The 19,416-nt window shown below is 59.2% G+C and carries 20 protein-coding genes and 1 pseudogene; 6 read left to right on the top strand and 15 right to left on the bottom strand.

Going from position 1 to position 19,416, the window contains the following annotated elements; all coding sequences use genetic code 11:
- Positions 1–166: 166 nt before the first annotated feature.
- From HBO41_RS22225 to HBO41_RS22210, 4 genes are read right to left on the bottom strand one after another with little or no spacing between them, the layout of a single operon-like run.
- Complete coding sequence (locus HBO41_RS22225) at positions 167–661, bottom strand: periplasmic heavy metal sensor (RefSeq protein WP_017136878.1); 495 nt, start codon at positions 659–661, stop codon at positions 167–169.
- A complete protein-coding gene (locus HBO41_RS22220) occupies positions 658–1,089 on the bottom strand; it encodes a hypothetical protein (protein ID WP_169987741.1) in 432 nt (143 codons plus the stop codon). The genes HBO41_RS22225 and HBO41_RS22220 overlap by 4 nt, the downstream gene beginning before the upstream one ends.
- On the bottom strand, positions 1,086–1,664 hold the full coding sequence (locus tag HBO41_RS22215; protein ID WP_017136880.1) for an RNA polymerase sigma factor: 579 nt from the start codon (positions 1,662–1,664) through the stop codon (positions 1,086–1,088). The genes HBO41_RS22220 and HBO41_RS22215 overlap by 4 nt, the downstream gene beginning before the upstream one ends.
- 33 nt (positions 1,665–1,697) lie before the next feature.
- Positions 1,698–2,009, bottom strand: a complete 312-nt coding sequence (locus HBO41_RS22210; protein ID WP_017136881.1) for a YXWGXW repeat-containing protein — start codon at positions 2,007–2,009, stop codon at positions 1,698–1,700.
- 217 nt (positions 2,010–2,226) lie between these two features.
- Here HBO41_RS22210 and HBO41_RS22205 point away from each other — a divergent pair, with 217 nt between their 5' ends.
- The gene (locus HBO41_RS22205; RefSeq protein ID WP_017136882.1) at positions 2,227–2,367 is read left to right on the top strand and encodes a hypothetical protein; all 141 of its coding nucleotides are present in this window, start codon (positions 2,227–2,229) and stop codon (positions 2,365–2,367) included.
- Here HBO41_RS22205 and HBO41_RS22200 read toward each other — a convergent pair.
- Positions 2,364–2,612, bottom strand: coding sequence for a DUF1652 domain-containing protein (locus HBO41_RS22200; RefSeq protein ID WP_017136883.1), 249 nt, complete (start codon positions 2,610–2,612; stop codon positions 2,364–2,366). The genes HBO41_RS22205 and HBO41_RS22200 overlap by 4 nt on opposite strands.
- A gap of 246 nt (positions 2,613–2,858) precedes the next feature.
- On the opposite strand from HBO41_RS22200, the gene HBO41_RS22195 reads away from it, so the two are divergent.
- The gene (locus HBO41_RS22195; protein WP_017136884.1) at positions 2,859–3,803 is read left to right on the top strand and encodes a sensor domain-containing diguanylate cyclase; all 945 of its coding nucleotides are present in this window, start codon (positions 2,859–2,861) and stop codon (positions 3,801–3,803) included.
- Positions 3,804–4,094: 291 nt separating this feature from the next.
- Here HBO41_RS22195 and HBO41_RS22190 read toward each other — a convergent pair whose 3' ends face one another.
- The 6 genes from HBO41_RS22190 to HBO41_RS22165 all read right to left on the bottom strand — a co-directional run bounded on the left by HBO41_RS22190 (position 4,095) and on the right by HBO41_RS22165 (position 9,747).
- On the bottom strand, positions 4,095–4,352 hold the full coding sequence (locus HBO41_RS22190) for a hypothetical protein (RefSeq protein WP_169987739.1): 258 nt from the start codon (positions 4,350–4,352) through the stop codon (positions 4,095–4,097).
- A 3-nt stretch (positions 4,353–4,355) separates the two neighbouring features.
- Positions 4,356–4,802, bottom strand: a complete 447-nt coding sequence (locus HBO41_RS22185; RefSeq protein ID WP_017136886.1) for a GNAT family N-acetyltransferase — start codon at positions 4,800–4,802, stop codon at positions 4,356–4,358.
- An 82-nt stretch (positions 4,803–4,884) separates the two neighbouring features.
- Positions 4,885–5,793: an AraC family transcriptional regulator gene (locus HBO41_RS22180; RefSeq protein ID WP_017136887.1), complete on the bottom strand. Its 909-nt coding sequence runs from the start codon at positions 5,791–5,793 to the stop codon at positions 4,885–4,887.
- Positions 5,794–5,829: 36 nt separating this feature from the next.
- Positions 5,830–6,525, bottom strand: a complete 696-nt coding sequence (locus HBO41_RS22175; protein ID WP_169987737.1) for a fumarylacetoacetate hydrolase family protein — start codon at positions 6,523–6,525, stop codon at positions 5,830–5,832.
- Positions 6,526–6,633: 108 nt separating this feature from the next.
- A complete protein-coding gene (locus HBO41_RS22170) occupies positions 6,634–6,963 on the bottom strand; it encodes a hypothetical protein (protein WP_026013691.1) in 330 nt (109 codons plus the stop codon).
- A 291-nt stretch (positions 6,964–7,254) separates the two neighbouring features.
- Positions 7,255–9,747, bottom strand: coding sequence for a TonB-dependent siderophore receptor (locus HBO41_RS22165; RefSeq protein ID WP_169987735.1), 2,493 nt, complete (start codon positions 9,745–9,747; stop codon positions 7,255–7,257).
- Between the two features lie 256 nt (positions 9,748–10,003).
- Between HBO41_RS22165 and HBO41_RS29915 the strand changes: the two genes are divergently transcribed.
- The 4 genes and pseudogenes from HBO41_RS29915 to HBO41_RS22150 all read left to right on the top strand — a co-directional run bounded on the left by HBO41_RS29915 (position 10,004) and on the right by HBO41_RS22150 (position 15,553).
- Entirely contained in the window at positions 10,004–11,080 is a 1,077-nt protein-coding gene (locus HBO41_RS29915) for a hypothetical protein (RefSeq protein WP_407073968.1), read from the top strand.
- A 33-nt stretch (positions 11,081–11,113) separates the two neighbouring features.
- Positions 11,114–14,635, top strand: a pseudogene (locus HBO41_RS22160) (RHS repeat-associated core domain-containing protein); the annotation flags it as partial.
- Positions 14,632–14,964 (top strand): hypothetical protein, encoded by a 333-nt coding sequence (locus HBO41_RS22155; protein ID WP_017134605.1) that lies wholly within the window; start codon positions 14,632–14,634, stop codon positions 14,962–14,964. The pseudogene HBO41_RS22160 and the gene HBO41_RS22155, both read left to right, overlap by 4 nt.
- A 205-nt stretch (positions 14,965–15,169) precedes the next feature.
- A complete protein-coding gene (locus HBO41_RS22150) occupies positions 15,170–15,553 on the top strand; it encodes a hypothetical protein (protein ID WP_099550116.1) in 384 nt (127 codons plus the stop codon).
- A gap of 56 nt (positions 15,554–15,609) precedes the next feature.
- Here the strand turns inward: HBO41_RS22150 and HBO41_RS22145 are convergent, their stop codons facing one another.
- The 4 genes from HBO41_RS22145 to HBO41_RS22130 form a co-directional block, all read right to left on the bottom strand.
- Positions 15,610–17,142 (bottom strand): sodium:solute symporter, encoded by a 1,533-nt coding sequence (locus HBO41_RS22145; protein ID WP_169987733.1) that lies wholly within the window; start codon positions 17,140–17,142, stop codon positions 15,610–15,612.
- A complete protein-coding gene (locus HBO41_RS22140) occupies positions 17,142–17,393 on the bottom strand; it encodes a hypothetical protein (RefSeq protein ID WP_065931763.1) in 252 nt (83 codons plus the stop codon). Before HBO41_RS22140 ends, HBO41_RS22145 begins: the two co-directional genes overlap by 1 nt.
- A gap of 133 nt (positions 17,394–17,526) precedes the next feature.
- Positions 17,527–18,462 (bottom strand): choline kinase family protein, encoded by a 936-nt coding sequence (locus HBO41_RS22135; protein ID WP_099550118.1) that lies wholly within the window; start codon positions 18,460–18,462, stop codon positions 17,527–17,529.
- Complete coding sequence (locus tag HBO41_RS22130) at positions 18,459–19,415, bottom strand: phosphotransferase family protein (RefSeq protein WP_017134610.1); 957 nt, start codon at positions 19,413–19,415, stop codon at positions 18,459–18,461. The genes HBO41_RS22135 and HBO41_RS22130 overlap by 4 nt, the downstream gene beginning before the upstream one ends.
- Position 19,416: the final 1 nt, after the last annotated feature.

The following is a 19,416-nucleotide window of genomic DNA, read 5'->3' as shown; positions in this document are numbered from 1 at the left end:
GCCGTGCTCAAGGTACCCAAGCGCTTGCAGCGAGTCGAGACGCAAGGCCAACACGCTCGTGGCAATACTCCGTCGGCGCACTCGATACGCAGGCAGCGATGCGGCGACCCGACAAGCCAGCTCCCACACTTGGATCGCATGGCATCAGCTGGATGTGAGCAACCGCTCAGGAACGCGGTCTAGTCCCCGCCACCTGCGGCAGTTTCTCGCGGTTTTTGGCCTGCCCGCGCTGGTACAGCGCCTCGACCAGTTTTTGCCGTTCATCCTGGGGCAAATTGCTCGCAAACTGCGCCAGCGTTGCGTCCACCAATGCCCGGAGCGCCGCATCTGCCTCGCGGGCCTTGGCCAGTTCAGTGACCAGCGCATCGCGATCCAGCGTCGGCGCTTCCAACTGCTTGATCACCCCCAGGCGTGCTTCGCGACCGGCCATGATCAGCGGCTGGCTGTCGGCGCGGTTGTGGCGCAACAACTGGCGCAATTCCTTGCGCCGCTCCATCGGCAACTTGATCATCGCCTGGCGCAGACCGTGCTGGTTGACCACCGCTTCGGCGGGCTTGGCGGTAGCCATCCAGTGATAGAGGCCGCCGCCCACGCCACCGATCAAAAACACATTGAGTAATACCGAGAAAACCAGCCAGGGTTTAAGGGATGTTGGGGTCATTGCTCGGTTTCCTCGGCGTTGACGGTGAAGACGACATCGGCGTCGCCCTGATCGAAGACGCTGGGCAGCACGTCGGATGACAGCATTGGCAACGGCACACTCAGTGACGCCACCAGTACCCCGGCGGCAATGCCGGCAATGCCCACGCCCACCAACCCGGCAGGCGACAGCCAGTTGGCATAGCGTGCCCAGAACGACGGCCGTAGTGGTGCAGACTCGCGAATCTGTCGCGCAAGCGCCGGTTCGTTGAACACCAGCTGATGGCTGTCCAACTGGGCGTCGAGCCAACCGACCTCGCGCAACGCCTCGCGCGCGCGTGGGTTGCCGCTGTCGAGCAGTGCCTGGGCAGCGGCTTGTTCGGCGCTGGGCCAGCGATGCAGGCTGGCGCCGTAGGCGTCAGCCAAGTGCGCAAAGCGTTCAGGTGTCATGGTTTTCCCCTTCCTGGGCGGGCGAGCCCGGGTGTGTCGGCAAGTTGGCTGCGCAACTGGCGTCGGGCCCGCGACAGCAGGCTCTCCAGTGCCTCGACGCTGATGTTCATCAGGGCCGCGGCGTCGATGTTCGACAGCTCCTGGTAGTACTGCAGCACAATGGCTTCACGCTGGCGCTCGGGCAAGGCCGCCAGGGCGGCGGCCATCCTTGCACTGCGGTCCGCCGTTTCCAACTGTTCATCTGGCGAGGGTGCGCTGTCTGCCAGTTCCAGCGCTTCATCCTCGTTCAACGGGCGTTCCTTGCGCCGGCGCAAGCGGTCATGGCACAGGTTGAGCGCCACGCGGTGCAGCCAAGTGTCAAAACGCGCTTCGCCGGGGCGCCAGTTGGCCGCCTGGCGCCAGATGCGCAGGAAGCTTTCCTGGGCCACGTCCTTGGCTTCGTCGGCATCCCCCAGCAGCCGCCCGGCAAGCGCAAGCAGGCGCGGCAGCTTGCGCGTCACCATTTCGTTGACGGCCGCAGGTTCGTTGTTGCCGATACGTGCCAGTAGCTCAACGTCCGGATCAGTGTCTTTCAATCAGGTAATACTCGGTCCGGGGGCTAAGAGGTTTCAGCGAATCCAGTGCCCTTTGCGCCAGTACCAGTTGGGGCCACGGGATTCCCAGTGCCCAGGCTCCCAGCGTGCGTTACGCACTACTTCCTGCCAGTGGCCCGGCACCCAGGCATACGCGCCACGTTCCCATTGCCAGTGGCCACGGTCCCAGACAAAGCCCGGGCGCTCAGCCGGGATCACTTCAACGCGTTCGGCCGGTGGGGCCTGGCGAATGATCACTTCGGTCTGGGCAAAGGTCGGGGTGCTGACAAGCGCGGCGAAGGCCAGCGGGACCAACAAGGCATAGCGCAATTTGGCCAGAGGGTTCATGGCAACTCCTTCATACGGCGGACGAAAATGTTCGCATCTGATGGGTTGAACGCTGGGCACAGGAAAATCCGTCGCGAGAACGGTGAATTGTTTCTCGACGATGGGAGTATTGCTCAAGGGAAGAAAACGCTGGATGAAATGTTTGAAAGCATCGCGACGGATTTGTGCAGGTGGTGGCGTTCAACAGGTAACGCAAAACACACAATGAGGAAATATCATGCCCCGTCGACTCTCTATGCTGGTTGCCGCCCTGTTGATCGTCAGCCTCAGCGGCTGCGTAATCCTGCCGGAGCATCGGCATTGCTGCTGGCGCTACTATGGCGCTGACACCGCCCCCACCAGCAGCGTCAACAGTTAACCGACTGCCGCAAAGCCACGCCGCCCGGCCTTGATCTCGGTGCGCAGTTCGCCAATAAGGTTTGAGATGGAACGGATGCTGTCCAGGCCTTGGGGCGAGACCCGGGTCAACAGCAGATCGACGCGACCCGACGCTGGCTCGAACACCCTGATGCGCAGCGAGCCGTCGCTGTTGAGGCTGCAATCACAGGCCAGCGGCAGGAAGCCCGCGGCCATGATCTTATTGAGTTCGTCGAGCGCAATCATGCTGAGCCCCCATCCCTGGGTTCGACCCTGTGGGTGTGATGCAACCAGCATAGATAAGGTTTTGCCTGCTACTGAACAATTAATTCAAAAGTGATAGCTGTGCCACATTTCGCCCTGTAAACGCTGGTGCACTGGCGCCAGAAACCCAACACACGACCTCTCGTCTGCTGCTTTGGCAAGGGCTTGACTCACAACCTGTATCAAAAGACGCTCTTGGCTTTTCGCCATCACCCTGAGCCGCCCGCCATGAGCATCGTTCCCCCGAGCCAGCCCGACAGCGACGTGTACAAAACCCTGCTGGAGTCGACCAAGGCCATCCCTTGGCGCATCGACTGGCAGAGCATGACCTTCAGCTACATCGGCCCGCAGATCGAAACGCTGCTGGGCTGGAGCCCGCAAAGCTGGGTGAGCGTGGATGATTGGGTCGAACGCATGCACCCGGACGACCGTGAATACGTGGTGAACTTTTGCGTGTCGCAATCGCGTGCCGGCGTGGACCACGAAGCCGACTACCGCGCACTGACGGCCAACGGCGAGTATGTGTGGATCCGCGATGTGGTGCATGTGGTGCGCAAGGACGGCGAAGTCGAAGCCTTGATCGGCTTTATGTTCGATATCAGCGAGCGCAAGAAGACCGAAGAGCACTTGATCCGCCTGCAAAAACAACTGGAGGAATACTCCTTCCAGGACGGCCTCACCGGCATCGCCAACCGCCGCATGTTCGACACCGTGCTCGAACGCGAATGGGCCAGTGCCCTGCGCAGCCAATTGCCGCTGTCGTTGATTATTCTGGATATAGACTTTTTCAAGCAGTACAACGACCACTACGGCCATATCAAGGGCGATGAAGCCTTGCGCCAGGTGGCCCGCACTTTGTCGCAGGCGGCCAACCGGCCACGGGATTTTATTGCGCGTATCGGCGGCGAGGAATTTGTGTGGTTGCTGCCCGAAACCGACGCAGCCTCAGCCAGGCAAGTGGCGCAGCGCTGCCTGCACTTGATTTGCCAGCAGCAGATCGAACACGCCGTTTCGCCGGTTTCCAAGTTGCTGAGCCTGAGCCTGGGGGTGGGCACGCATACCGTGACGCCCAACAGCGACCTGCTGGCGTTCGTCGAGTCGGTCGACAAGTTGCTGTATCAGGCCAAACGCAATGGACGCATGCGTGCAGAGTTCGCTGATAGCGAAGTGTGATGCCGAGGTCAAACTCCAGGCAAAAAAAATCCCAAGTAGCTGATGGAAACTTGGGATTTAAAAATGCATAAACCGTGGGAGGTGAACGCCCGGCTATAGTAACGATTGTCAAAACCTGCAACAAGATTATTTTATTCCTTTCGTCGGATTAAAAGCCGCGTAAGTCATTCAATAACCACATGTTTTTTAAGGTAGCCAAGTCAACAAGTGCCACTTTTTGGTGCAATAAACCGATATAGCCCTTATCACTTAGTGGCTATATATCCATTGTTCAAATAGGGTTATTGCTTATCACGGCGCGGCACTCTCGCTGTAACGCTTTCTGAGTTGCTTACAGGCTTCAAGCGATTCCAGGCTGGTAGTCGAAGTGGCACGGGCCACACTTTCAAGATGTTGGCACAGCGCCAAGCGTTCGGCGGCCTCTTCCCGTTCCAGGTCAACCTGAGCATTGAAGCGCATAAACAAGATGCCGAGCAGCACCGCGACGCACGCAACCCCGATCGTCGCATAGCGAAGGCCGTTGGTGGACGGGGGTTCTGCCGGGTTCATGATTTAAGGTGCCCTGCTCTTTTCATACCGCACATCATCGCCCTCGACCCGGCCCACCTGCGTCCAGCCCAGCCGTTGGTAAAACCCGTTGGCGCGGATTTCACCGCGCCCGTCGGTGATCAGGTACAGCGTCGGGTGGTGCTCAAACAGTGCGGCTTCAGCCACCGCCATCAGTTGGCGGCCCAAACCCCGGCCTTCGTAGGCGGGCAATACGAACATCGCAAATACCTCGCCGCTGTCAAAGTTGACCATCGAAAAAGCCGCCGGCTGGCCCTCCACTTCTGCCAGCCACACGCACGGCGCTTCACGGATGCTGTCCGCCAGCACCTGTGGCGTAATGCCCAGATCCGCCATCTGCTCACGGCTCAAGTGGTTCTGCACCACGGCCGTGCGAATGGCGAACAACGTGTCGATATCCGCCAGCGTCGCCAGCCGAATAGGGTTTTGCATAGATCCTCCTCCGTGGATGCACGCAATTGTATGTAAATAGAAACACACAGATTGTCGTGGATTTGTAAGAGAAGGCGCTCGACTACAGGGGTTTTGCCTGTTGTTGACGCCGAAACTGCCCCGGCGCCAGGCCATGGGCCTTGCGAAAGCAGCGGGAAAAGTACGCCTCGTCGGTAAACCCGCAACGCAGGGCAACTGCACCTATCAATTGCGCAGTGTTGAGCAATAAGGTGCGCGCCAATTGCATTCGGCGGTCGAGCACCCACTGAGAAAAGGGTTTGCCGGTTTCTTTGCGCAGCAAATGGGTGAGGTAGTTGGGTGACAGGAACGCAGCGGCCGCAGCGTCAGTAAGATTGAGGCCCGGCTCGTGCAGATGCTCGCGGATATAGCCGTGCACCCGTGCCAAGGCGTCTTTGCGTCCGCGTCGGGTGGTGTTATTGGCGGCAAACGCCTGCAAGGGTTCGGCGTACTGCTGGCAAACCAGGCCGATCAGTTGGAACAAGTAGCCCTTCAAGCGCTCACGTGCGCCGAAAGTGCGCTGGGCGTCCAGGGTGCGCATATGGCCGAGCCAGATGTGCACTTGTTCAAAGTCGGCGTCGTCAAGGATGAAGTCCAGGTGCTCCTGAAAACGGAACGGTGACAGCTCCGGCGCCTGGCTGATGGGGATGTCTTCCAGGTCCAGCGGGTCGCAGGTCAACTGCGGCAGGAAGAACGCCTGGCTGAAGTTGATCAGCATGAACTCGCCGTCTTGCGGGTGGGGAATCACATGCAGGCGATGGGGCAGGATAAACGCCATGGCTTTGTGCGGGAACGGACGCACCGCGCCGCCGATATGTTGCACGGTGTCGCCGCCCAGGTTGATCTGGATCTGGAAGTATTCATGCCGATGCGGGCTGGTCAGCGCCGCCCGCCCGCGCTTGTCGCGGATATAGAAGTCGGGGCGGTCGCTGCGTTGTTCCATGCCATAGGTGGTGACGCGGGTGCCTGGCATAACAGTCTCTCGAAGGGCCTGGGCACCACTTTAGCCTCAACCCTGGCTGAGGGTGAAACTCAACTCGCCGATGCCCTTGATGCCAGCGGTAACCGCATCCCCACGCTGCAACGCGCCGACGCCTGCCGGGGTGCCGGTAAAGATCAGGTCACCGGCCTTGAGTGCTACGGATTTTGAGGCGTAGCTGATGATTTCACTCACCGACCAGATCAGGTCAGCCAAGTCGCCGACCTGACGCTGCTGACCATTGACCTTGAGCCAGATCTTGCCGCTGGCGGGGTGCCCGATAACGCTCGCAGGTTGCAAGGCGGTGCTAGGCGCCGATTCATCGAACGACTTGCCCCAATCCCACGGACGCGCGAGCTTTTTCGCCTCGGCCTGCAGGTCGCGACGGGTCAAGTCGATACCGACGCCATATCCCCATACGTGAGACAAAGCGGCTTCAGGGCTGATATCCACCCCGCCCTTGCCGATGGCCACCACCAGCTCCACCTCGTGGTGCAGGTCGGCGGTCAGTGGCGGGTAGGCGATCACGCCTTCGGCCGGCACCACCGCATCCGCCGGTTTCATAAAGAAAAATGGCGGTTCGCGATCCGGGTCATGCCCCATTTCGCGGGCGTGTTCGCTGTAGTTGCGGCCCACGCAGAACACGCGGCGCAGCGGGAAACGTGCGTCGCTGCCCTGTACGGCCAGGGATGGGGTTGGCGCGGGGGGGAATACGTAATCAGTCATGGCCTTGTGCCTCTTGGTTTACCTGGCGCCAGTATGGCCAGCAGCGCCGAGGCAAAGTTGGACAGGCTTACGCAGATTTTGCACTGACCGGTGCAAAACAGCCCTGGATCATTTACGCGCCACTTTGTAGCGCAGGCAGTCCTGGTAAAAACTCTGGCGGATGACGTCGGGCTTGAGCCGTGAGCGGCTGTCGTAGGTCTGCTCGGTGATGCCCATGGCCATCATGCGCATCCACGATTTGCTGAACTTGATGGTCTGGATCTTCTGCCGCGCGGCATACAGCGACACACCCGACAGCTTGAGTTCCTGCGCCCTGGCGGCGGTGCCTGCACCCCAACTGCACATGTACTTGTCACCCTCGCGCAACTCTCGGGCCTGCACGCTCGCCGCGCCGCCAGCCAGGGAACAGGCGATCAGCATCATTCCAACAGTGCGCATTTGCATCCCCATCTAACCACCTGAAAATAAAAGTGATTTTGGCGGGGATTTTGTTACAAAGGGGCCATTAAATTGCCTTCCTGGGTAAACATTTACCTAATAAATGTTGGCAAACCCTGTGGCGAGCGACTGTGGCGAGCGAGCTTGCTCGCGCTGGGGCGCGCAGCGGCCCCTTGACCGGATGACCGTGTACTTCAGGTGTACCCAAGTGTCAGGTTTTGGGGCTGCTGCGCAGCCCAGCGCGAGCAAGCTCGCTCGCCACAAAAAACGGATCACCCTAAAGGGTGCCGATTACCACTGGTAAGTGGCACTCGCCTGCACGGTGCGCTGCGAGCCATACCAGCACCACGAATAGGAGTAGCACGAGGCCACGTATTCTTTGTTTGCCAGGTTGGTCGCGTTCAGCGCCAGGCGCAGGTTGTCTTTGGGGTTGGCGATATTCGGGATGTCGTAGTGCAGCGCCGCATCCATCAAGGTGTAGCCCGGTACCTTCAGGGTGTTGGCGGTATCGCCCCAGGACGAGCCCACATACCGCGCGCCCGCCCCCACGCCGAAGCCCTTGAGCAGGCCGTCGTGGAAGGTGTAGTCGGCCCACGCCGAGGCCGTATGGCGTGGCACGCCGTAGGTGGTGGTGCCCTCAACGGCAATCGCCGGCCCAGTGCCGACATCGCTGATCGGCGCGTAGCGAACGGTACTGTTGGATTTGCTCGCGCGGTTGTCCAGATAGGCGTAAGCCGCGGTAATGTTCAGGTTGTCGTTGAGGCTGGCCTTGCCTTCCAGTTCAAAGCCACGGGACTGTTGCTCGCCGTCCTGGATCTGGCAGCGGCCACTGCCGCACAGGTGCGTCGGGTCCGGATCCATGGTCGGCACGTTGGATTGGCGCAAGTCGAAAATCGCCGCCGTAATGAAGCTGTTGCTGCCTGGCGGCTGGTACTTGATGCCGATTTCATACTGTTTGCCTTCGGTCGGCTTGAACACCGAACCGCCGTAACCCGTGCCCGATTGCGGGTTGAACGACTCCGCGTAGCTCGCGTACGGCGCCAGGCCGTTATCGAACAGGTAAACCAGGCCGACCCGTCCGGTAAACGCCTTGCTGTCCAGCGACGACTTGCTCTTGGTGCCGGAGCTGATGGTTTTGGTGGTGCTGTCGGTGCTGGCCCAGTCATAGCGACCACCCAGCAACAACACCCATTGGTCCCACTTCATTTGCTCTTGCAGATAAACACCGGTCTGCTCGCTGCGCGAGGTCGCGTCGGTGATGAACGCGGGTGTGGTGACCGGCGCGCCGTAGACCGGATCGAAGATATCCAGGTTCGGGCCACTGCCATAACCGGTCTTGGTGTCGGTGCGGGTGTTCTGGTAATCGAGCCCCATCAACAGCGTGTGCTGCAACGAACCAGTGTCGAATTTGGCCTGCACCTGGTTATCGATAGTGTAAGCATCCATGTCCACATCGGCGGCGATGGTGGAGCGTTTGGAGGTGCGGTAATCGCCCATCAGGTTGCTGTTGTAAATGCTACGGTAGACGCCTTCGGCGCGCAGGTAACGGGCGTTCTGGCGCACCGTCCAAACATCGTTAAAGTGGTGTTCGAAGGCGTAACCGATGGAGTAATGCTCGCGGTCGCTTTTCTCGAAGCTCTTTTCACCGTCATAGAAGTCCACATCGATCTTGCGTCCGGTAGGGCTGCGCAGCACCGAGCCCCAGGCTGGCACCGACCCGTAGGACGCGCCCTTCGGGTCTTTCTGAAAATGCCCAAGCAAGGTCAGCGAGGTAGCATCGTCCGGGCGCCAGGTGAAGGCACTGGACAGCGACTGGCGGCGGGTTTCGGTGTGGTCGACCTGGCCATCTGCGTCATCGAACAACCCCGCCACGCGATAGGCATACACACCCTGATCATCAATCGGGCCGCTTAAATCAAAGGTAGTGCGCTTCTTGTTGAAGGTGCCGTATTCCACGCCGACTTCATGAAACGGCGTGTCCAGCGGGCGTTTGGTGACCATGTTGATCACCCCGCTTGGCGTGCCCTGCCCGTACAGCACCGAGGCCGGCCCGCGCAGCACTTCGACGCGCTCCAGGTCGAAGGCGTCTTTTTGCGGCAAGGCATCTCGGCTCGATGGCATACGCAGGCCGTCGAGGTAGGTTGCCGGGGCGAAGCCACGGATAGTCAGTTGGTCGAGGCGCGAAGCCGTGGCCCCACGGGTCTCCGGCACCACGGCGGCGCTGTAGCGCAGGATCTGGTTGAGGCTTTCGGCGTTTTGCGCACGCATCTGGTCCTTGGTGACCACCGAAATCGACTGCGGCGTCTCGATCAGCGCGGTATCGGTCTTGGTGCCCGACAGGCTGCGGGTGGCGACATAACCCGCCACCGGCCCAGTGGGGCTTTCGCTCTGGTAGGCGCCGCTGATGGTGGTGGCCTGCAACTGCATGGCGCCGCCATCGTTCGGGAGCGCTTCGAGGCGATAGCGGTCGGCGGAGATCTTGATGGCCTGCAAGCCACTGCCGGCGAGCAATTGCGCCAATGCCACGTCGGTGTCGTATTGCCCGCTCACACCGTTGCTGTGCTTGCCGCGCGTCAAGCCTGCATCAAACGCCAGTACCAGCCCGGCCTGCTCGGCGAGACGATTGAGGGATTGGCTCAAATCACCCGCGGGAACCGAAAAACGGCGCAACGCGCTGCCGGTTTCTTCGGCAAACAATGGCTGGACGACGAACAACGGCACAGCGGCAAAAGCCATCGCCACCGACAGGGCCAGTGGGTGCAAGGGACGAGCAAGGCGCGACATGGGAAATCCTGCGTAATGGAGGTTCTATTAACCATGACGGCCATGTCGCCAAATCGGGCAAGGATGAGAGTAATTTTTATTTGCATGACTTTATTGCAATGAGCCGGGTCGCTTTTTTGCGTAGTCCTTCGGGATAGTTTTTCGCGGTTTTTACCCGTCCTGCGTCATCCCATTCTGATTTTTCCAACCATTCGTCCAGCGGCTTTTTCCTGCAGCAGACTCCGACGCCTTGCCATTTTTTGCCGAGACGTCACGGATGACCAACGCCGCCCACATCGCCTTTATCGAACATGAGCTCAACGGCTTTCATCGGAGCCTGGCGGAGTATCGCCAGCAGATGGACGCCTGGTATGCGCGGGCGTTGGATACGCTCAGCCATGCTGCCGACATGCCGTCGCTGTTGGGGATGGACCGTGTGCTGCGGGTTGGCGATGCGCAACAGTCCGTGAGTATTACTGACATGGGATTTTCCACCGTGGCCCTGTGCCCGGCGGGCGGCGAGCTTAAAATCCAGAGCTTGTTCGAATCAGTGTATGACGTGCCGATCGGCGATATCCCGGTGGAGGTTGTCGGGCTGGATGACGGCAGTTCCACGCTTGTCATGCTCGATGAACATGGCAAGGGTTCGCATTTTTGCGCCGCTGGCGGGCGCTATCAGGTGCGGGTGCAGGGCGGCGTTTCTGCGCAGCAAGTGGACGCGCTGTTTGCCTCTTACGCAGGGCTGACGGCCGACCTGGAGCACTGGCTGCGCGAGCAGTGGAAAGATTTCAAACCGTACTGGCAACAATCGACCGCCAGCGCGATTGGCAGCGGCGTGCTGGCGGGCAGTTGGGCGGCAATCCGCGATGTATGGGGCAGCATCAAGCTGGTTCAGGCGATTCTTGAAGACCCGCTGAAATTCACTGAGCAACTCGGCGCCGAGGCCGCCAGGTTGGCGCAGTTGGCCACCGATGCGCCCAAGGTCCTGGAACAGGCCATGTTATTGGCCAGCGACGAGGCCGCGCTGTACCTGATGCTGCGCACCGCGATGCTCTGGCTGGACGCACTGCCACCCGGCGAGATAGCCGAGACGGCGGCGGGCTTTGTAGTGTCGCTGCTGATTGATCTGGTGATCGGCGCAGTACTGACCATCGCGTTGCCGGCGGCGGGCGTGGCTTATCTCGGCTTGCGGCTGGCCAAGTATGGCGCGCGGATTTTGGATGCCGCTGTGGGTTTTGTCAGGAGCCTGCTCGGGATGCTGACCAAATTCATGCAGGCGGTGGACCGTTACAAGGCGGTGGCGGTTCGCGGAGTGGTTGGCGGGTTGAAGCAAGGCACGCTGCAGATGCGCTGACGGGCGCGGCAAAACGCGGTGGTTAAGCAAAAAGAACACGTTGATGACGTGCCTGCTTCGGGCAAGAACCTTAATGGCGATGCGGCGGCTCCGGCCGACAGAACCGTTACCAACGGCTGCCCGGTGTCGATGGTCACCGGCGAGGAATTGCTGACGCTCACAGACGGCACGCTGGATGGGGTTTTGCCGTTTGAGTGGACACGGCTGTATCGCACCAGTGCGGTGGAAGTGGATGGCGGGTTGGGGTTTGGCTGGAGCCATTCGCTGGCGCAGCGGCTTTGTGTTTCCGGTGATTCGGTGGTGTGGACGGATCATGAGAATCGTCGTACCGAGTTTGTGCTGCCCTCCGCGGCTCGACCGGCGATTACCAATAGCTTGGCTGAAGCGGCGATCTATTTGGGTGACCTGCCCGATGAACTGGTGCTGGCCCAGGCGTCGCGTTTTTATCACTTTCGCGACGGTACGCTGACCGCGATCAGCGATGCGTATGACAACCGACTGCGAGTTTTCCGCGATCGTTTGGGGCGGGTTGAACGGCTGGATAATGGTGTAGGTCGCTCGCTGTTTCTGCGTTATGAATTTGGCCGCATTGTGGCGGTGGACTATCAGATTCATCGGGCCAAAGGGCATGAGCCGTTTGAGTGGGTGACCGAGCAGAGCATTGTTTCCTACGCCTATGACGACCTTGGCCGACTGGTTTCTGCGACCAATGCTGTGGGTGAAAGCGAGGTTTATCGCTACGACGAGCAGCACGTCATTCTTGAACGTGGGTTGGCCGGTGGCGCGAGCTTTTTTTGGGAGTGGGAACGGGCTGGCAAGGCCGCTCGGTGTGTACGGCACTGGGCCAGCTTTTCGCAGATGGATACGCGGTATGCCTGGGGCGATGACGGCCGTGTCACGGTGCATAACGCTGATGGCAGCCGGGAAGTGTATGTCCACGATGACCGCGCACGTCTGGTGCAGTGCATTGATCCGGACGGCGCTGAACACTTCAAGTCCTATGACGACAAAGGCCGGCTGACCGTAGAGCAGGACCCGCTTGGGGCGGTGACGGCGTATCAGTACGACGAAGCCGGACGCTTGGTGGCGTTGTTTCCGGGGGACGATGAGCCGACGTCCTACGAGCATGACAACGGGTTCGTGCGCGTTGTGCGCCGTGGTGAGGCAGTTTGGAAATACGAGCGCAATGATCAGGGCGACGTCACGCGCAAGACGGATCCTGACGGCAATATCACGGACTACAGCTACAACAAATATGGGCAGCTGACGGGGGTTTGGTTTACCGATAACAGTTGCCATCGGCTGGTCTGGAATGAGCGTGGGCAGTTGCTTGAGGAGTTGCTGCCCAATGGGGGTAGCAAGCGTTATCGCTATGACGATCTTGGTCGTCAGATCACGCGGGAAGATGAGCACGGCAAGCTCACACAGTACCAACGGGACGCTGCCGGGCGCCTGCGAAAACTGACCCTTCCAGGCGGCGCGACGCGCGAATACAGCTACAACGCCTACGGAAAAATCACCGCCGAACACGACGAACTCGGCCACGTCACCCGTTACGAATATGCCAACGGCCTGCACCTGATCAGCCGCCGAATCAACGCCGATGGCACCCACGTTAAGTATCGCTACGACAATGCGCGTTTGCTGCTGACCTCGATCGAAAACGAGGCAGGCGAAACCTACCAACTCGATTACCACCCCAATGGCCTGATCCAGCAGGAAATCGGCTTTGACGGCCAGCGCACGGCTTACGTGTATGACCTCAACGGCAACCTGGCGGAAAAAACCGAACACGGCGACGACGGCAGCCAGCTCGTTACACGCTATAAGCGAGACCACGCCGGGCGCCTCGTAAGAAAAACCCTGCCAGACGGCAATATTGTCGACTATACCTACGACCGCCAAGGCAACCTCCTAAGCGTCGACGACGGCCACTGGGCGCTGGCCTACGAGTACGATCCACAAAACCGCCTCACCGCCGAACACCAAGGCTGGGGCACCTTGCGCTACGGCTATGACGCCTGCGGCCAACTGCACAAACTGCGCCTGCCAGACAATAACCGCCTCACCTTCAACCACGACAAAGGCGGCCACCTTTCCACCGTCGAGCTGAATGGCGAAACCCTCACCTCCCACCTGTTCAAAACCGGCCGCGAACACCAACGCCAGCAGGGCCAGCTCCTCAGCCACTACCACTACGACGACCAAAACCGCCTGCACGCCCACGCCGTCAGCCAACAGCAACACACGCTATACCAACGCCAATACGACTACGACAAAACCGGCAACCTCACCCGCCTGCTAGATACCCGCAAAGGCGAACACCACTACCACTACGACCCCCTCGCCCGCCTGACCCGCGCCGACCACTCGCAAGACGTGCAGGAACGCTTCGGCCACGACCCGGCCGGCAACCTGCTCATGCAAGACCGCCCCGGCCCGGACATCGTGGCGGGGAACCGGTTGATGATTCAGGGCGATCATCACTACGACTACGACGCCTTCGGCAATCTGATCCGCCAGCGGCGTGGCAAGGGTCATCAGCTCGTCACCGAGTACCGCTACGACTGCCAGCATCGGTTGATTGGTATTACCCAACCCAATGGGCAAACCGCCAGCTATCGCTATGACCCGTTTGGACGGCGGATCAGCAAAACCGTTAACGACATAACCACGGAGTTTTTCTGGCAAGGCGACAAGCTGGTAGCCGAACACCACGCGGACTGCCATCGCAGTTACCTCTACGAGCCAGACAGTTTTCGCCCGTTGGTACTGCTGGAAGGCTTTGGCCCACAAGAAACAAAGCCCTTTCACTACCAACTCGACCACCTCGGCACGCCACAGGAACTGACAAACCCCGAAGGCGAAATCGTCTGGTCCGCGCACTACCGCGCCTACGGTGAAATCGCCCGCCTAGACGTCAGAAAAATCGAAAACCCGCTGCGCTTCCAGGGCCAATATTTTGATGCCGAAAGCGGGCTGCACTACAATCGTCATCGCTACTACAATCCGGATATTGGTCGTTACCTGACGCCGGACCCTGTGAAGCTGGCGGGTGGGATTAACGCGTACCAGTATGTGCCCAACCCTACGGGGTGGGTGGATCCGCTGGGGCTAAATACTTGCCCTGGCGCAGGCAACTGTGATCCAGCTGTTGCAGCTAGCAGTCCACCCAAGTTCGCCAAAACAGACGAAGGAGATGTTGAACTACCCCAAACAGGGGGCGCACAACGGGCGGCCAAATACTCAGGCAACTGGAAAACGGCCGATCTAAATGAAAGTATCATCAAATTTGCGGGCTCAAACCCAGTTACTACAACGACGCACAAAGGTAAAAAAATATATAAAAACCCATCTGACGGCATTGAAATAGTAGAAGATTTAAGTGGTGGATACTTTAGAATACACGACCCTTCACTCCCGGGATCAAGACGTTATCTCAGTCTGGAAGGCATAGTACCAAACAACAAATTATCCCCTTCGGGAAAGCAAATGGGCAGAACACAGAGTGAATACAACGAAGCCACTCACTTCAACAAGAGTATAGAAAAGTGAAACTTATCTGCACGCCTTTGACTAAAGAAGCGATGATTCTATTAGACACTGACGAATGCCCAATCTCGTTATTGGCGAATTGCCCCCTGACCCATACAGAATATCAGCAGTTAATGGGATCAGGGGTTATCGACAAAATCAACAATTCGCTTGGAAAGATGATCGACGATTATGAAGACGAGAGCATCAACACCAATGAAGACCTCAAAAAATCACTATATATACTAGAAAATCATTCAATACCCGAAAACCAAGAGCTGGCAAGAAAAATAATCAAACTCAACAAACTGGCAATTGACAACAACACCGGGCTGTATTTCTTTTTTTAAACCATCACATGTATTGGCACAGGTAGCAGCACAACCAAGCTGCAAACAGCGCCAGTAACAGCTTTATTTTTATGACGAACCCATTTTTATCGTAATTGCAAACGACTACAGTGCTAAACAGACAGGGTTGATGCCGAATGCAAGAAAATCGAATCATTACCAAAACACTCACACGAAAACCGGCAATCTCCCACTCGGAAAAAACATGAAAATTGTAGTGATCGATACATTTTCCTATCTGAACGTATTGCACGTAAAATTCCATTCATCCTTCGGAGATGGCACTGCACTATGGAGCGATACTGCGCCAAAAATCGGTGAAATTATCGACGTTGAGTTTGATTTTGAGGAGGCTTTCTCATGGAATATAAACGTGAAGCCAACCGCTGAAAAATCTTCAAAAATCAAAATGGAGAACAGCCTCATCCAAATAACCGCCGAGCTGGTCCAAGCTGACGAAGAAGGATGTGTAGCATTAAAGCTCGGTGATTCAATAATCCTAATTGAGTTGGATGGTCCCATACCTCAGAAATCAGGATTTGTTGAACTCAGCGCTACCGCAATTCAACTTTACCCAACACATATTTGAGTCCACCTAAGTCAAACGCTCAAACCGGGGCCACAACCCGCAGCCCCGATCCATTTTCAACTCATAACCGGCGCAGCCCCCACCTGCACCCCACGCCCACTCGCGGCCATCTCAAACAACCCCTCCACCCGCGCTTGCTCCACCGCGCTCGGCTTGATCATCAGCGCGCACACCACAAAAATCGCAGCATTCACCACCAGCCCCACAATCCCGCTGGTCAACGACCCAAGCGCTGGAATGTCATCCGGGTACAGCGTGGTCAGTACAATCGCCACCATAATCCCCGCCAACATGCCGGCAATCGCGCCCTGTTTGTTGCCACGGCGACTGAAAATGCCGAAGAACAGCGGCACGGCCAGTTGAATGATGCCCTGGTAGGAGATCTGCGCCAGTAATTGCAGGCGCGAATAATCAAAGGTCAGGTAGGCCAGCACCGAGGCGGCGACGATAAACACCACCATGCCGGCCTTGGCCAGTAAGGTGAGTTGGCGGTCGGTGCGTGGGGTGTTCCAGGTGGCCAGGTCGTTGGCAAACTGGGTGCCGCAGACCTGCACGCAGCCGTCGACGTGGCCGATGCTGGCGGCCAGTACGATGACGATGGCCAGCGCCAGCAGCCATGGCCCGCCAATGTCGAACAGCGAGAGGAACCAGCCTTGTTGCGGGTGGGCCAGCACGTTGGGATCCTGGCTGATGGCGGCGGCGAACAGCATGAGGATGCCGTAGAACCCGCCCACCAGCAGCATGGTATACAGTGTGCCCTTTTTCACCGCGCGCACGCCGCTGGCGGTGTAGATGCGCTGGAAGCTCATCGGCCAGCACATCGAGCCGATCACGCCGGTGAAGATCAGGCTGAACATGTACATCGGGCCATAACCGGTGCCGGCGGCGCCGGGAATTTGCAGCATTTTTTCCGGTAATTGCGCGAGGTTGGAAAACGCGGCCTGATCGCCGAAAAGCAGGAACACGCAGACCCCGGCGCACACCACGTAGGCGATCAGGCCCTGGAACATGTCGGTCATGATCAACCCGCGCATGCCCATGCTCACGGTCCAGTACTGACGGATCAGTACCACCGCCACGCCTGCAAACAGGCAGGTGGTGACGCCCCAACGGCCGAAGCTGGCGAACTGGAACAGCATCGCCAGGGCCTGGATGCCCATCACCACCCATGGAAACACCGAGATGATGCCGATAATCGAGGCGACCCGTTTTACCGCCGGGCTGTCGAAGCGCATGCCCAGCAGGTCCGGCTGGGTGCGCAGGTTGAAGCGTTTGCCCCAGGTCCAGGCGCGGCTGGCCATCAGGTACATCGCGGTCACGCCCAGGGTCGCATAGACCATGCCGTAGAAACCCAGGGCGCCGCCGACGCTCAGGGCAAAAAACGCGGTGAAGGTCGAGCCCGGCCACCAGGAGTTGGTGTAGCACATGGCGATATACCACGGCCCATAGGAGCGCCCGCCAACGGCGTAGTCGGAAAAACTGGTGCTTTCGCGGTTGGTGGCATAGAGCACGGCGATCATCCCGGCCAGGAACAGGCCGATCACACCGAAGGTAATGAACAAGTGGGCATCGCTGCTGGTGCTGATCATCACACGCCCTCCTCGTCAGGAATATCACCGGCCTTGAGCTCGGCCAGATACAACCCCCACACCCCAAGGGCGGCGAGTACGGCAATGGCGATCCAATAGAAAATCGGCAGCGGGATGCCTACCACCAAGGCGCGACTGCCACTCACGCTCAAATAAAACGGCGGGAATAACGCCAGCATCAACAACAGGAAAAAGTAGCCGCCGAAGATCTGGTTTCTCAGGCGTGCGGGTGACGCGCTTGCGGGTTTCATGATGGAGGGTGCTCCTTGAATTTCTGGATCGGTTTGTTGTGTGATCAATCAAAAAATCAAGCAGTGAAACGTCAGCGCAAACCAGCGCCAAAGGAGCTACAGGGTGACGCGTCGTTATTGTGCTGGCGCAGGCTCAGGCCTGTCTTAGCCAGGTTTCCCATTGCGAATCATTGATCACGCTACGTGCGCGCATGTGCTTCCAGGCACCGTATTTGTAGAAGTCGAAATCCAACTGCGACACCGCGTGCTGGACCATCGCCCAGGTCGACCATTTGATGTCGGCCAGGGCCTTGTGCAACTTGATCCGCGCCAGCCGTTGCGGGGTGACCTGGCCGAAATAATCTTCGATCAGCGCCAGTTCCATTTCGTCGGTGAAGAACATCTCGCCAAACCACAGCGCCAGCTCGTAATGACGGTCGTTATTGGAGGCGTACTCAAAGTCCACCAGGCGAATCTGGCGGCGGTCATTGAGCATGAAATTACCCGCCAGCGTGTCGTTCATGCACGGCGCCAGGTCGATGCCCGACGCTTGCAACGCGCCACGCGCCCGGTCACATTGGCGACGCAGCCAGGCATCATCGCTGGGCGTGCAGCCCTGCAGTTCTTCGACCTGGCGCTGATGCTCGGCAATCATGTCGAACACGGTTTTGGTCTGGCACAGCGGCGACTGGTCGTTGAACGCTTTCAGCGCATGCAGGGCGTTATGGCGCACATCGCGGTCGAGAAAGTCCTGATTCGAAGAGGCGCGCCAGCCTTCCATAAACTCGAAAACTTCAACGCCAAACTCTTCGAGGAAGGCAAACACCGGCGCACCATAGCCGGTTTGCGCGGCCTTGACGCTGGCGTCATGGGCGGTGCGCCGGTCGATAAACATCTCGGTGCCGGCGCCGGGCACTTTGAAGAAGTAGGCGGTGTTGAGCCCGCTGACCTCGACCCGCCAGTTGCTGTTGGAGATCCCGCCGCTGACCGGCTCGTAACGAATGCCCGAACCGCTCCAATCGCGTACGCCGCGCACTGCCGCCTCCAGTTGGCATTCTTGAGGCGTACAGGCCTCACCCATTGCTTTCATGCCTGCCCCTCCTGTACCTGCCGTAACCAACTTTCAAATCGCGGGTCTTGCAAGCTCTGCCGGCAGCGCAGCAAGGTCCACTGCCCCACCTTGGAGAACTCCAGGGGCCGCGTTGAGGTCGCGCCGACCCACAAGCCCCACAGCGTCCAATACCAATCATTGATCAGCGCATAGAGGCGGCAGCGGGCGTAATCGCACTCGCGACACTCACCGGCCCAGGCCTTGATGCCGTCACGCCACTGGCTTTCAAAGGCATACAACTCGTTGAGGCTGACGGCCACGTCGTACCACGGGTCAAAGCAACCAGCGTAGTCGAAGTCGATCAATTGCAGCGCGCCGCCGGGGCCGATCATCACATTGCTCGCCAGCCCGTCGCCGTGCAAGGGCACGCAGGTGCCAGGGCTCAATTGCAGCGCGGTCCAGGCCAGATCGATGCAGGTTTCAATCCACCCATGATCAGCGGGCAGGCCCACGCCGTCACGGCTGCACAGCTCACGCAGGTGCTGGATATCCTGCAACGGCGAACGGTTGAAGCCCGGTGAGGTGCCGACGTGCAACTGCCGCTTCAAGGCCCACAGCGCTTGCAGGCGCTGGGGTTGCAGTAACTCATCGAGCCGTGCCCAACGCCACTCGTGGGCCGGCAAGGCATCCAGCAGCAGCACGCCGGCAGCCACATCCACCAGGCGCACGCCGGGGGTCACGTCACAGTCAGCCGCCAGTTGGGTGGCGCGGCCGGTGCGCTCTATGTCGATCAGCGCACGCATATCGTCGTGCAGCACTTTGGCGTAGCACTGGCCCCAGGGCGCCGTGAGGTGAAAGCCGGTCCACTCGGTGGCCAGGCGTATCGGCGAGGCGATACCGGCAGTGCCGTCCGAGACCTCGACATGGGCAGACAGGCCGGCGGACTCCAGGGCGCCCATCAGGCGCGACAGTGCGTAGGAACAGTTGGACATG

Origin of the sequence: Pseudomonas sp. WS 5146 (assembly GCF_012985495.1) — a bacterium.
Lineage (GTDB): Bacteria > Pseudomonadota > Gammaproteobacteria > Pseudomonadales > Pseudomonadaceae > Aquipseudomonas > Aquipseudomonas edaphica.
Note: the sequence above shows the minus strand (reverse complement) of the source record. Positions and strands in the feature narration are given on the sequence as shown.